This is a genomic window from Streptomyces mangrovisoli (assembly GCF_000974985.2).
In the GTDB taxonomy this organism is placed as follows: domain Bacteria; phylum Actinomycetota; class Actinomycetes; order Streptomycetales; family Streptomycetaceae; genus Streptomyces; species Streptomyces mangrovisoli.
Map to the genome: position 1 here is coordinate 1 of NZ_LAVA02000003.1, position 12,189 is coordinate 12,189.

Sequence of the window (12,189 nt, forward strand, 5' to 3'; positions counted from 1 at the left end):
GGGCGGAGGCGGCCGAGGGGGCGGCGGCGCCGGTGGGGGGACGCGCGGGGGGCGGCGGAACGGGCGGCGCGGCGGTCGGGGCCGCGGGCTCCCCGGTGGCGGACGGAGCGGCTGTGGGCGGACCGGGTTCGAGTGGACGGGCTTCGAGCGGACCGGCTTCGAGCGGACGGGCTTCGGGCGGCGGGCCGGGCCGGCCGGGTCTCGTCGCGTCCGCCGCTTCGTTCGCTGTGCGGCTCGGTCCGTTCTCCCCGAACCCCTGGGGCAGCGGGCCCAGTTGGTCGAAGATCTCGATCCGCTCGTCGTCCGGGCCCGGTTCCGGCAGCAGTTCCCGGGCCGCGGCCAGGGCCTTGCGCGCGCCCGTGGCCGTACGGAAACGGGCGTCCGGATCCGGTTGCAGGAGCGTGGCCACGACCTCCCACAGCGGGGCGGGGATGCCCTTGGGCGGGCCCGGGGTGCCGTGTTCGGCGAAGTGCTGCACGAGCGCCTTGGCGTCGGGTCTCGCGCCCTCCAGGAGGTAGAGCGCGACCAGTCCCGCCGCGAACAGGTCGGCGGGGAAGTCCGGTTCGGAGCCCAGTAGTTGTTCGGGGGCGAGGTAACCGGGCGTGCCCACCACGAGGTTGGCCTCCGTCAGGCGCGGTTCGCCGAACCGCATGGCGATGCCGAAGTCGGAGACCCTGAGCCGCGGGCGGCCGCATCCGGTGGCCTCCAGCAGCAGGTTGGCGGGTTTGATGTCGCGGTGCACCACGCCCTCGGCGTGCACCGCGGCCAGCCCCGACAGCAGCTGGTCGAGCAGGACGCAGACGAAGGAGGGCGGCAGGGGGCCGTAGTCCCCCACGAGATGGACCAGCGATCCGCCCGCCACCAGATCCATCGTGAAAAGGACCTGGTCGTCGTCGGCGGCCCAGCTGGCGGGCGCGAGGACATGGGGATGGTCGATCCGCAGCGCCTGTTCGCGCACGAAGCGCAGCAGGGTGTGGGCGTCGCGCTGCTGGAGCACCTTGGCCGCCACATAGCGGCGCCGCCGGTGGTCCCAGACGCGCCATACGGCGCCGACGCCGCCGCGTCCGATCGGGTCGACCAGTTCGTACCGGCCGGCGAATACCTCACCCATGCCCGTGCGTCGCTCCTCCCCTGTCCCCCCGGACACCGTGCGACCGGTCCGGCCGTCGACCCCCCGACGGCCGGACCGTACGCCTCAGTTCTGGTGGGACTGGTAGTGCGTGACCGCGTCCGAGGTGCGGCCGGCGCCGTAGACCCGGAGGAACTCTGCCAGTTCCGGATGGGTCGGGGCGAGGGTGTCCGCCGCGTCGATGATGTCTCCGGCGGCCGCCACCGAACGCAGCAGCGACTGGATCTCGCGGACCACCCGCTTGACCGTCGGCGCCCCCGAACTGTTCGTCGTCTGCGTGGCGTTGCTCAGCACCGAGCCCCCCTGGGACTTCTTGATCTCGTCCATGCGCTCCGTCGCCTCGGCCGCGCTGATGCTGCCGTCCGAGACCTGCCCCGCCAGGTCCTGGAGCAGCTGCACCCGCTGGACCACCGCGGGATTGCCGATCTTCGCCCGCTGGCCGCTCATCAGCTGCGACAGCATCGGTGCGGAGAGTCCGAGGACCCCCGCGAGACGAGCCTGGTTGAGACCGAGATCGTCTATGAGCTTACGGAAGAGCGCCCCCAACGGCTCTCCGTACCAGTTCCGCTGAAGCTCCCGCGCTCTAGCGGTCGCTTCCTGTTGTGCGGCGTCCATTGCGTCTCCCCATCGCTTCCCCAAAACCGCGGTTCGCTGTAGCGAACCACGACGAGCATCTTACGGAGAGTGGTCGGTCACCGGGAGCCCCAACTTTTTGCGAGATCCGGGGGGTGACCCGGTACTCTGGACTGCGGCGCCCGACGAACCGTCCCGGTTCGCGTCGGACGCTTCTCCACGGGGCCTTAGCTCAGTTGGTAGAGCGCTGTCTTTGCATGGCAGATGTCAGGGGTTCGACTCCCCTAGGCTCCACATCCCGGACCGGTCAGGTGCCCAGCGGCGGCTGACCGGTTTTTCCATGCCCTGCGCGGTGACGTACGTCACCCGGTCGGGCGGGCAATCCGTTGCGGTTCTTTGCGCAAACGAAGTGACACGTGGTGGGCGCGTGCCGACCGGGCGGCCGGCGTGGCGGGCCCGGGGGCGGTATGCCCCGATGGCGACCCGTGTGTGAACTGGCCTGAAAGCGACGCAGTAACCGGAACACTGCACTCCGTCAGGGGTGTGGGGGTCGGTCCGCGTGGCCGGATTCGTTGCAAACGTCATTGCGAACGGCGGGCCGTGCCCAACGGCGCCCGCTGCCGGTGTTCCACGTGAAACAGCGCCGCGGGGCCCAGGACGTCAAGTCCTGGGCCCCGCGGCGCTGTCGGACGCGATCGGCGTCAGCTCATCGCTGGTCGTCGCGCTTGGCGGCCTCCTCGGCCTCCTTGGCCTGTACCTCCGGGTCGAGCACGGAGCCGCTGCCGTCGACCGAGCTCAGCCGGCCGGCCTCGGGCACCTCCGTCGCGGCGGGCGGTTCGACCAGCCAGTCCGGGTTGGCCTGCTTGTCCCACCACTTCCAGGCGGCGAAGGCACCGCCGGCGAGCAGGCCGACGCAGGCCAGCACCTTGGCGACCTTGCCTGCCCGGGCCCGGCGCCGGTGCTTGCGCAGCAGCTTCTCGATCTCCTCGGGGGTCACCTGGCCGCGCAGCGCCGCGACCGCGGCGACCGTCCTCGCGCTGGCCTCGTCGTACACGGGCCCGGCCGCGGCGACGGCCTGCTCGATCTTCGGGCGTGAATAGTCGGCGGCCTGGCGAGCGGCCTTGCGGGTGCGCTCGACGGCCTCCTGCGCGGCCTGGTCGACCTTCGGCGGCACATGGGCGAGGGCCTGCTCCACGCGCGGCGCCACATAGGCGTCGTACTGGGTGCGGGCCTGCTCGGCCGCGAGTGACACTTTGGGTGCGAGCCGTACGCGGGCCTCGTTCGCGTAGTGCGCGGCCCGGTCCTTGGCCGTATCGGCGTAGGGCGCCACCACTTCCGCGGCGTGCAGCACGCTGTCCTTCGCCGAACCGGTCGCGGCGCGCACGCTGTCCATGCGGGTCACGGGTTCCTCCTCCTCGGTGGCGTACGGTATTTCGACTTTCCGCCCTTTTACGGATCATGCCTGTCGGGACGCTCCCAGGCATGTGAGGGCGGGCATCCGGGTGGGCAGGTGCGGGTGGCTGCCGGCCCGGGGGACAGGGGTCAGGGACTGATCAACGGCCGTTCGAATCCAATAGCGGGTGAATACGGGGCAACAAGACCTTCTCGTCGACAATGCCACGGATCGTCGCCACACGCTCCCGTCCTAGGGCGACGCGACCGGTTTTCGCACGCAGTGCCCAGGAATTACGCCCGGATGCCAGGGCCGACCGCCGGGTGTGGCGTAGCGTGCAAGGATCGAAGGACACGGGGGCAGAGGAAGACAAAGGAAGGCAGATCGTGGCCGAGCGGCTTTACGCCACCTTGAAGACGAACCATGGCGACATCGAGCTGCGGCTCTTCCCCGACCATGCGCCCAAGACGGTCAAGAACTTCGTGGAGCTCGCCCAGGGCGAGCGCGAGTGGAAGCACCCGGCCACCGGCGCGACCACCACCGACCGCCTCTACGACGGCACGGTCTTCCACCGCGTGATGAGCGGCTTCATGATCCAGGGCGGTGACCCGCTGGGCAACGGCATCGGGGGCCCCGGCTACGAGTTCGCCGACGAGTTCCACCCCGATCTGCGCTTCGACCGGCCCTATCTGCTCGCCATGGCCAATGCGGGCCCGGGCACCAACGGCTCCCAGTTCTTCATCACCGTCGCGCCGACCGCGTGGCTGAACCGCAAGCACACCATCTTCGGCGAGGTCGTCGATCCGGCCGGGCAGAAGGTCGTCGACGCCATCTCCAACGTGGCGACCACCCGTGCCAACAACCGACCGGTCGACGACGTCGTCATCGAGTCCGTGGTCGTCGAGAAGCGCTGACCCGCGCCGGCCCGGGTCCGAGAGATCCAGGAGCCTCCCACGGGGAACCAAACGCCCTGCTCGTCCGTAAGGATGGGCGGGGCGTTTCATTCGGCACGACGACTTAGGGGAACTCATGGACCAGGCGCCCGGTAATCCGCAGGGCCCGGAGGGCCAGGGCTCGGCGGACGCCCGGAGCACGCCCGTCTGCTACCGCCATCCGGACCGTGAGACCGGCATCCGCTGCACCCGCTGCGAGCGCCCGATCTGCCCGGAGTGCATGGTCAGCGCGTCGGTCGGGTTCCAGTGCCCGGACTGTGTCCGCGGCGGGTCCGGCACCGGCACGTCGCCGACCGCGGCCCGGCCCCGGACGATCGCGGGCGGTACCGTCGCCGCCGACCCCCGCCTGGTGACCAAGATCCTGATCGGCCTCAATCTGGCCCTCTTCCTGGTCCAGCAGGCCGTGGGCGACCACTTCACCGACCGGCTCGACCTGATCGGCCAGGCCTACGACCCGACGCTCGGCTCGGTGCAGGGCATCGCGCAGGGCCAGGACTACCGGCTGCTGACCGCGATGTTCCTGCACGCGAGCGTCATCCACATCCTGTTCAACATGCTCAGCCTGTGGTGGATCGGCGGCCCGCTGGAGGCGGCCCTCGGACGGACCCGCTACCTCACGCTCTACATGGTGTCCGGCCTGGCCGGCAGCGCCCTCAGTTACCTGCTCGCCGCGCCGAATCAGCCCTCGCTCGGCGCCTCGGGAGCGATCTACGGGCTCTTCGGCGCGACTGCGGTGCTGATGCGGCGGCTTAACTACGACCTGCGACCCGTCCTCGCCCTGCTGGTCATCAACCTGATCTTCACCTTCCGCGCGAGTGGCATCGCCTGGCAGGCGCATGTCGGCGGCCTGATCGCCGGGGTCGCTTGCGGCTACGCCATGGTCCACGCCCCCCGAAAGAACCGGAACCTCATCCAGTACGGCACCTGCGCGCTGGTCCTGGTGGCGGTCGTCGTCATGACTCTGGTGAGGAACGGCCAGCTCACCTGATCGCTGTGGGCCCCGCCCTCGGCGGGGCCCGGCGTCCACACCGATACCGGATCGTTGTCCACAGTCTGTCGCGGATCTTGTGCACGGTGTGCGGGAACAGCTGTGCCCCCTGTCACTGACCTGTGTTTGTGCAGGTCAGGCAGGGGGCGAACAGGTTTTCGGTTGCCGGTAGTTCCGTCGTACCGGCGTCAACGTCCGGTGAGTTATCCACAGATCGTCGTTCTTTTTCCCCACTGTGGAAAACGGCTGTGGATAACTCGGTGGATAGCCCTGGGCAGAGCTGGATTCACCGTGGGGCGGCCGTCACTTCCACTGGGTGGAGACGCCGAATCCCGCCGCGATGAATCCGAATCCGACCACGATGTTCCAGTTGTCCAGAGCGTCGATCGGCAGGGATCCGTCCGTCACATAGAAGACGACGATCCATGCCAGACCGATGACGAACATGGCCAGCATCACCGGCGCGACCCAGCTGCGATTGGTCAGCTTGATCTGCGCGGCCTGCTTGGTCGGCGGCGGCGTGTAGTCGGCCTTCTTGCGGATACGTGACTTCGGCACGAGGGTCTCTCCTGTCGATGCGCTGCGTGGCCGCGCAGGGAACTTGACTGGCTCCGGGGCAGCGTACAAGGGGACACTGAGTGCTCCCCCGGGCGTCCGTTAGCGTAGTGCTTCCGTGGCGCCGAAGGAGATAAGGGTACGTTGAGCAATTCTGCCGACTCTCCCCGGGTGGAATCCACCCCTGACCGCACCCGACGCTTCCGGCCGGTGCGGGTGCTCACCGTGGGTGTCTTCGCGCTCGCAGGCCTCATCTTCTTCACGAGTTTCAATACGGCCAAGGGCACCGATATCCGCACGGACTCCTCCCTGCTGAAGCTCTCCGACCTCATCCAGGAGCGCAGCCGCAAGAACAAGGGCCTCGACGAGTCCAACGCGGCGCTGCGCGGTGACGTCGAGTCGTTCGCGGAGAGCGACGACGGCAGCACCAAAAGTGATGACGACAAGCTCGCCGGTCTGGAGAAGGAGGCCGGCACGGAGAAGCTCAAGGGCGAGGCCGTCACGGTCACGCTCAACGACGCCCCGCCGAACGCCACCGCGAAGCTCCCCGGGTACCCGGACCCGCAGCCGGACTACCTCGTCATCCACCAGCAGGACCTCCAGGCCGTGGTGAACGCCCTGTGGAAGGGCGGCGCCAAGGGCATCAAGGTCATGGACCAGCGGCTCATCTCCACCAGCGCCGTGCGCTGCGTCGGGAACACCCTGATCCTCCAGGGCCGCGTCTACTCGCCGCCGTACAAGATCACCGCGGTGGGGGACCCCGAGACGCTCAAGCAGGCGCTCGCCGACGCGCCCGCGATCCAGAACTACATGGTCTACGTCAACGTCTACGGCCTCGGCTGGAAAGTCACCGAGGACGGGACGGTGACTCTTCCCGGCTACTCGGGCACAGTGGATCTGCACTACGCGAAGCCAGCGAAATAGGGCGTCCCCACAGGAGCTGCCGGTGCGGGTGATCGTCAGGACCGTCAGCGAGCTGTGCATCACCGTCGGCGCCGTCATGGTGCTGTTCGTGGCCTACGTGCTCTTCTGGACCGGGGTGCGGGCGGACGGCGTGATGCACGACCAGATCGACCAGCTGCACCGGCAGTGGTCGCAGTCGGCCGCGCACCCCTCGGCCACCGCGTCGAAGGGCTCCGGCGGGTCCGGTGCCTCCGGCTCCCCGGCGAGTCCCGCGGCACCGGCGGCGTACCACTACGGCAAGCCCTTCGCGATCATGTACATCCCCCGGCTCGGTTTCACGTGGAACAAACCCGTCCTCGAGGGCACCGGCACCGATGTGCTGAAGAAGGGGCTCGCCCACTACGCGCGCACCGCACGCCTCGGTCAGGTGGGCAACTTCGCGGTGGCCGGCCACCGGCGCACCTACGGCGACCCGTTCAAGGATTTCCCCAGGCTGCGGCCGGGTGACGCGATCGTCCTCACGGACGGGACGACCTGGTTCACGTATCGGATCGACAAAGGGCCCTACAAAACCGTCCCCAGCGACGTTGAGGTGATCAACCCTGTCCCACGTAAGTCCGGGTACACCCGTCCGGGCCGGTATCTCACGCTGACCACGTGCGATCCCGAATGGGGCCACAGCCACCGGCTGATCGTCTGGGCGCATCTCGACTCCACACAGCCTGTGGAGGCAGGGAAACCGAGCGCCCTGCGCCGTTAGTCTGGTGCCGGTACGGCGTGAGTCAGGTGCCGTGGTACGAGGGAAGGGACGGCATGTACGGCTGGATCTGGCGGCATCTGCCGGGGAACGTGTGGATCAAGGCGCTCATTTCGCTGCTGCTGGTGCTGGCCGTGGTCTACGTCCTCTTCCAGTACGTGTTCCCGTGGGCCGAACCGCTGCTTCCCTTCAACGATGTGACGGTGGACAACCAGTGAGCGCGCGCATCCTCGTCGTCGACAACTACGACAGCTTCGTCTTCAACCTGGTCCAGTACCTCTACCAGCTCGGCGCCGAGTGCGAAGTGCTGCGCAACGACGAGGTGTCCACGGCCCACGCCCAGGACGGCTTCGACGGCGTCCTGCTCTCGCCGGGCCCCGGGACCCCCGAGGAGGCCGGCGTCTGCGTCGACATGGTGCGCCACTGCGCCGCCACCGGCGTCCCCGTCTTCGGTGTCTGCCTGGGCATGCAGTCGATGCAGGTGGCCTACGGCGGTGTCGTGGGCCGCGCCCCGGAGCTGCTGCACGGCAAGACCTCCCCCGTCGAGCACGGGGGCAAGGGCGTGTTCGCCGGACTGCCGTCCCCCTTCATCGCGACCCGGTACCACTCGCTGGCCGCCGAACCGGCCACGGTACCGCCGGAGTTGGAGGTCACCGCCCGCACCCACGACGGCATCGTCATGGGCCTGCGCCACCGCGAACTGCCCGTCGAGGGCGTGCAGTTCCATCCGGAGTCGGTGCTCACCGAACACGGGCACCGGATGCTGGCCAACTGGCTGGTGGAATGTGGGGACGAGGACGCGGTCGCACGGTCCGCGGGGCTCGCCCCGGTGGTGGGCAGGGCATCGGCGTGACCGCGCTGCGCCCCGAGCGGGAGTCCGGGACCTCGTACGGGGAGCATCCGTACGAGGGGTCCGGCGCGTTCGGGGACCAGTACGGCGGTACGGCCGCGGGGCCGGCGGCCGACGACGAGACGATGGCGCTGCGGATCCTCGATCCGCTCTCCGGCCCCCAAGGCGCCATATCCGCCTCTGGAGGCTCCGGGAACCCGTCTGCCACTCCAGTCACACCCGGCGGCCGTGCGGCCCGCAGAAAGGCCGCCAAGCGCCGTCACGGGCGTCGTGGCGGCCCGGGGCCGGAGACGCCCGCGCCCACGGCCGGTGAAGACGCGTCCGCGACCGGTGGGAACGCGTCCGCGGCGCCGCTGTCGCGGGTCGAGGCGCGCCGCCGGGCGCGGGCCAGCAAGCCGGGCGCGGCCGTCATGGCGAGCCGGGTCATCGGCGAGGTGTTCATCACCACCGGCGTGGTGATGCTGCTGTTCGTCAGCTACCAGCTGTGGTGGACCAACGTGCGGGCGCACGCGCAGGCCGGCAAGGAGACCAGCGACCTCCAGCACGACTGGGAGAGCGGCAAACGGGCCCCCGGCACCTTCGAACCCGGACAGGGCTTCGCCATCCTGCACATCCCCGCGCTGGACGTGGTGGCGCCGATCGCCGAGGGTACCAGCAAGGCGAAGGTGCTCGACAAGGGCATGGTCGGGCACTACGGCCCCGGTGACCTCAACACCGCGATGCCCGACGCGAAGACGGGCAACTTCGGTCTCGCGGCCCACCGCAACACGCACGGTGAACCGTTCCGCTACATCAACAAGCTCAAGCCGGGCGACGCGATCGTGGTGGAGACCCAGGACACCTACTACGTCTACAAGATGACGTCGATGCTGCCGGTGACCTCGCCCTCCAACACCAGCGTGCTGGCGCCGATCCCCAAGGGTTCGGGGTTCACCCAGCCCGGCCGCTACATCACCCTCACCACGTGCACACCGGAGTTCACGAGCAAGTACCGGTTGATCGTCTGGGGCAAGATGGTCGAGGAACGCCCGCGCAGCAAGGGCAAGCCGGATGCGCTCGTCGAGTAAGGGCAGAGAAACGTGGCAGCGACCGCCGACGACACGGAGCACGAAGAGTGGACCGCCTCGGACGGGTCCCCCGACGGGGGCCGGCGCCGTGGCACGGGGCGGATCGCCCTGGCGGTCAGCTTCTTCGGTGAACTCCTGATCACCTCCGGGCTGGTGCTCGGTCTCTTCGTCGTCTACTCCCTGTGGTGGACGAACGTCGTGGCCGACCGCAAGGCGGACCGGCAGGGCGACGAGGTCCGCGACCACTGGGCGCAGAGCCAGGACCCCGACACCGGTCCGGGCGCGCTCGACACCAAGGACGGCATCGGCTTCCTGCACGTGCCGTCGATGAAGAACGGCGAGGTCCTGGTCCGCAAGGGCACCTCGACCGACGTCCTCAACGACGGTGTGGCCGGCTACTACACCGACCCGATCAAGGCCGCGCTGCCCACGACCGGCAAGGACGGCAACTTCACGCTCGCCGCCCACCGGGACGGCCACGGCGCGAAGTTCCACAACATCGACAAGGTCGCCAAGGGCGACGCGATCGTCTTCGAGACCAGGGACAAGTGGTACGTCTACAAGGTCTACGACATCCTCGACGAGACCTCGAAGTTCAACGTGAACGTCCTCGCCCAGGTGCCCAAGGAGTCCGGCAGGAACAAGCCGGGCCACTACATCACCCTGACGACGTGCACGCCCGTCTACACCTCGCGCTACCGCTACGTCGTCTGGGGCGAACTGGTCCGCGTCGACAAGGTCGACAGCAAGCGGACCCCGCCGAAGGAACTGCGCTGAGCCGCGGACCCGGGTCAGGCGGCTGAGCGTACGCCCGGGGCAGGTGGTTCAGCCGTCCTCCCGCGTCATGGGAAGGGGCCCCGTCCGGAAGTCCGGACGGGGCCCCTTCCCATTCCATGGGGTACGGGATCAGCCGCTGTTGCCGCCGAAGAAGTTCGTACCGCCGTTGTTCCCGCCGTTGTTGTTCCCGCCGACCGTCACCACGTTGACGGAGCTGCCCGCGGCGACCGTGTTGCCCGCGCCCGGGTCGGAGCTGAAGACCGTGGCGTTGTCGTCGTTGGAGCCCGTGACGTTGCCCAGCGACAGACCGGCCTGCTGAAGCAGGGTCTTGGCGTCCTTGAGCTTCTGGCCCACCAGGTTCGGCACCTGCACCTGCTGCTTGGCCTTGCCGACGTTGATCGTCACCGTCGAGTTCTTGTCGACCTGGGTCCCGGCGTCCGGCGACGTCGAGATGACCTTGCCGACCTGGTTCTGGTCGTCGGTGTCGACCTCGGTGCAGTTGCCGACCAGGTTGTTGGCCTCCATCTGCGCCTTGGCGTCGTCACAGGACTTGCCGAGGACGTTGGGGACGGTCGACTTCTCCTCGGCCTTGGCGACCGTGAGGGTGATCTTGGAGCCCTTCTGGACCTCCGCGCCGAGCTCCGGGTCCTGCGCCAGGACCGTGCCGGCCTTCTCGGAGGAGACCTGCTCCTTCTTCACCACGTTGAACTTGTACTTGTCGCCCTCGAGCGTCGCCTTGGCCTCGTCGAAGTCCTGTCCGAGGACACTGGGCACGGCCACCTTCGGCGCCCCGGTCGACACCACCAGGTTGACCGTCGAGCCCTTGTCGATCTCCTTGCCCGAGGCGGGGTTCTGCGAGCAGACGCTCCCCTTGGGCTGGCTGTCGCAGGTCTTCTTGGTGAACGCCAGCTTGAGGTCGACGTTGTCGGCCATCTTTCTGGCGTTGTCCTGCGTGACCCCGACGAAGTTCGGCGTGGCCACGGTGTCGTTGCCGGCGCCGCCGTTGCCGCTGAACGCCCACTTGCCGATCAGGATCGCGCCGACCAGCACCAGAACGCCCGCGACGACCAGCAGGATCGTCGAGGTGTTGTTCTTCTTCTGGCGGCGCCGGTCCGGCCGGTCGTCGTAGCCGTAGCCCCCGTCGTTGGGGTTCATCGGCGGCAGCATGGTCGTCGCGCCCGCGTCGGAGCGCAACGCCGTCGTCGGCTGGTCGTCCGGGTAGCCGCCGTAGCCGACGGAACCCATCGCGGCCGTGGCCGCGACCGGCTGTCCGTCGAGGCACGCCTCGATGTCGGCGCGCATCTCGTCGGCGGACTGGTAGCGGTAGTCCGGGTCCTTGACCAGCGCCCGCAGGACGATCGCGTCCATCTCCGGGGTGATCTCCGGGTCGAAGACGCTCGGCGCCTGCGGGTCCTCCCGGACGTGCTGGTACGCCACGGCCACCGGGGAGTCGCCCACGAAGGGCGGCCGTACCGTCAGCAGCTCGTAGAGCAGACAACCCGTCGAGTACAGGTCCGAGCGGGCGTCGACCTGCTCGCCCTTGGCCTGCTCGGGCGAGAGGTACTGGGCCGTGCCGATGACCGCGGCGGTCTGGGTCATGGTCATGCCGGAGTCGCCCATGGCGCGGGCGATGCCGAAGTCCATGACCTTGACCTGGCCGTTGCGCGTCAGCATGACGTTCGCCGGCTTGATGTCCCGGTGGACGATGCCGCTGCGGTGGGCGTACTCCAGACCCTGGAGGATGCCGATGGTCATCTCCATCGCCCGCTCCGGCAGGAGCTTGCGACCGGAGTGGAGCAGCTCGCGCAGCGTCGAGCCGTCCACGTACTCCATCACGATGTACGGGATCGACACATCACCGATGTAGTCCTCACCCGTGTCGTAGACCGCGACGATCGCGGGGTGGTTGAGCGAGGCGGCCGACTGGGCCTCCCGGCGGAACCGGGCCTGGAAGGAAGGGTCGCGCGCCATGTCGGCGCGCAGCGTCTTCACCGCCACCGTGCGGCCGAGGCGTGTGTCATGCGCGAGGTAGACCTCCGCCATGCCACCACGGCCGAGCACGTGGCCCAGCTCGTACCGGCCGCCGAGGCGACGCGGCTCTTCCATAAGCTACCTACCAGCCCTCTCCGTCGGTCCCGGCCGGCACGACGCGTGCGACCGGAGGCTGCCGTCCGGGCCTACCGTACCCGGCTCGTTTCCTGTGACCTGGCCAAGCCCGTCACCCGATACAGGACCGGTATCGCA

Annotated in this window: 13 protein-coding genes and 1 tRNA gene; 9 read left to right on the forward strand and 5 right to left on the reverse strand. The window is 69.0% G+C overall.

Annotated elements, in window-relative coordinates; genetic code table 11:
• Window positions 1-1,111 (reverse strand): serine/threonine-protein kinase (locus WN71_RS01040; protein ID WP_167382887.1); only part of this gene is annotated, 1,111 nt, incomplete at its 3' end.
• Window positions 1,112-1,195: 84 nt separating this feature from the next.
• On the reverse strand, window positions 1,196-1,744 hold the full coding sequence (locus WN71_RS01045) for a helix-turn-helix domain-containing protein (protein WP_046583661.1): 549 nt from the start codon (window positions 1,742-1,744) through the stop codon (window positions 1,196-1,198).
• Between the two features lie 179 nt (window positions 1,745-1,923).
• Between WN71_RS01045 and WN71_RS01050 the strand changes: the two genes are divergently transcribed.
• Window positions 1,924-1,996, forward strand: a tRNA-Ala gene (locus tag WN71_RS01050).
• Window positions 1,997-2,408: 412 nt separating this feature from the next.
• Here WN71_RS01050 and WN71_RS01055 read toward each other — a convergent pair.
• Window positions 2,409-3,104: a DUF5324 family protein gene (locus WN71_RS01055; protein WP_046583660.1), complete on the reverse strand. Its 696-nt coding sequence runs from the start codon at window positions 3,102-3,104 to the stop codon at window positions 2,409-2,411.
• A gap of 377 nt (window positions 3,105-3,481) precedes the next feature.
• On the opposite strand from WN71_RS01055, the gene WN71_RS01060 reads away from it, so the two are divergent.
• Window positions 3,482-4,009, forward strand: a complete 528-nt coding sequence (locus WN71_RS01060; RefSeq protein WP_046583659.1) for a peptidylprolyl isomerase — start codon at window positions 3,482-3,484, stop codon at window positions 4,007-4,009.
• A 115-nt stretch (window positions 4,010-4,124) separates the two neighbouring features.
• On the forward strand, window positions 4,125-5,036 hold the full coding sequence (locus WN71_RS01065; protein ID WP_046583658.1) for a rhomboid family intramembrane serine protease: 912 nt from the start codon (window positions 4,125-4,127) through the stop codon (window positions 5,034-5,036).
• Window positions 5,037-5,339: 303 nt separating this feature from the next.
• On the opposite strand, the gene crgA is transcribed toward WN71_RS01065, so the two are convergent.
• Complete coding sequence (gene crgA, locus WN71_RS01070; RefSeq protein WP_046583657.1) at window positions 5,340-5,594, reverse strand: cell division protein CrgA; 255 nt, start codon at window positions 5,592-5,594, stop codon at window positions 5,340-5,342.
• A 141-nt stretch (window positions 5,595-5,735) separates the two neighbouring features.
• On the opposite strand from crgA, the gene WN71_RS01075 reads away from it, so the two are divergent.
• The 6 genes from WN71_RS01075 to WN71_RS01095 are packed head-to-tail and all read left to right on the forward strand — an operon-like array spanning window position 5,736 to window position 9,945.
• Entirely contained in the window at window positions 5,736-6,515 is a 780-nt protein-coding gene (locus tag WN71_RS01075; RefSeq protein WP_046583656.1) for a DUF881 domain-containing protein, read from the forward strand.
• Window positions 6,516-6,537: 22 nt separating this feature from the next.
• Window positions 6,538-7,254 (forward strand): class E sortase, encoded by a 717-nt coding sequence (locus WN71_RS01080; protein WP_046583655.1) that lies wholly within the window; start codon window positions 6,538-6,540, stop codon window positions 7,252-7,254.
• 17 nt (window positions 7,255-7,271) lie between these two features.
• On the forward strand, window positions 7,272-7,469 hold the full coding sequence (locus tag WN71_RS40640; protein WP_167382886.1) for a hypothetical protein: 198 nt from the start codon (window positions 7,272-7,274) through the stop codon (window positions 7,467-7,469).
• Window positions 7,466-8,104, forward strand: a complete 639-nt coding sequence (locus WN71_RS01085) for an aminodeoxychorismate/anthranilate synthase component II (RefSeq protein ID WP_046583653.1) — start codon at window positions 7,466-7,468, stop codon at window positions 8,102-8,104. The genes WN71_RS40640 and WN71_RS01085 overlap by 4 nt, the downstream gene beginning before the upstream one ends.
• On the forward strand, window positions 8,101-9,168 hold the full coding sequence (locus WN71_RS01090) for a class E sortase (RefSeq protein WP_046583652.1): 1,068 nt from the start codon (window positions 8,101-8,103) through the stop codon (window positions 9,166-9,168). The genes WN71_RS01085 and WN71_RS01090 overlap by 4 nt, the downstream gene beginning before the upstream one ends.
• 12 nt (window positions 9,169-9,180) lie before the next feature.
• The gene (locus WN71_RS01095) at window positions 9,181-9,945 is read left to right on the forward strand and encodes a class E sortase (RefSeq protein ID WP_046583651.1); all 765 of its coding nucleotides are present in this window, start codon (window positions 9,181-9,183) and stop codon (window positions 9,943-9,945) included.
• A 129-nt stretch (window positions 9,946-10,074) separates the two neighbouring features.
• Here WN71_RS01095 and pknB read toward each other — a convergent pair whose 3' ends face one another.
• Window positions 10,075-12,051 (reverse strand): Stk1 family PASTA domain-containing Ser/Thr kinase, encoded by a 1,977-nt coding sequence (pknB, locus tag WN71_RS01100; protein WP_046583650.1) that lies wholly within the window; start codon window positions 12,049-12,051, stop codon window positions 10,075-10,077.
• Window positions 12,052-12,189 lie beyond the last annotated feature (138 nt).

Excerpts from the sequence above, each read along its gene's own strand:
- WN71_RS01045 (WP_046583661.1), bottom strand. The coding sequence starts at position 1,744 with ATGGACGCCGCACAACAGGAAGCGACCGCTAGAGCGCGGGAGCTTCAG.
- WN71_RS01065 (WP_046583658.1), top strand. The coding sequence starts at position 4,125 with ATGGACCAGGCGCCCGGTAATCCGCAGGGCCCGGAGGGCCAGGGCTCG.
- pknB (WP_046583650.1), bottom strand. The coding sequence starts at position 12,051 with ATGGAAGAGCCGCGTCGCCTCGGCGGCCGGTACGAGCTGGGCCACGTG.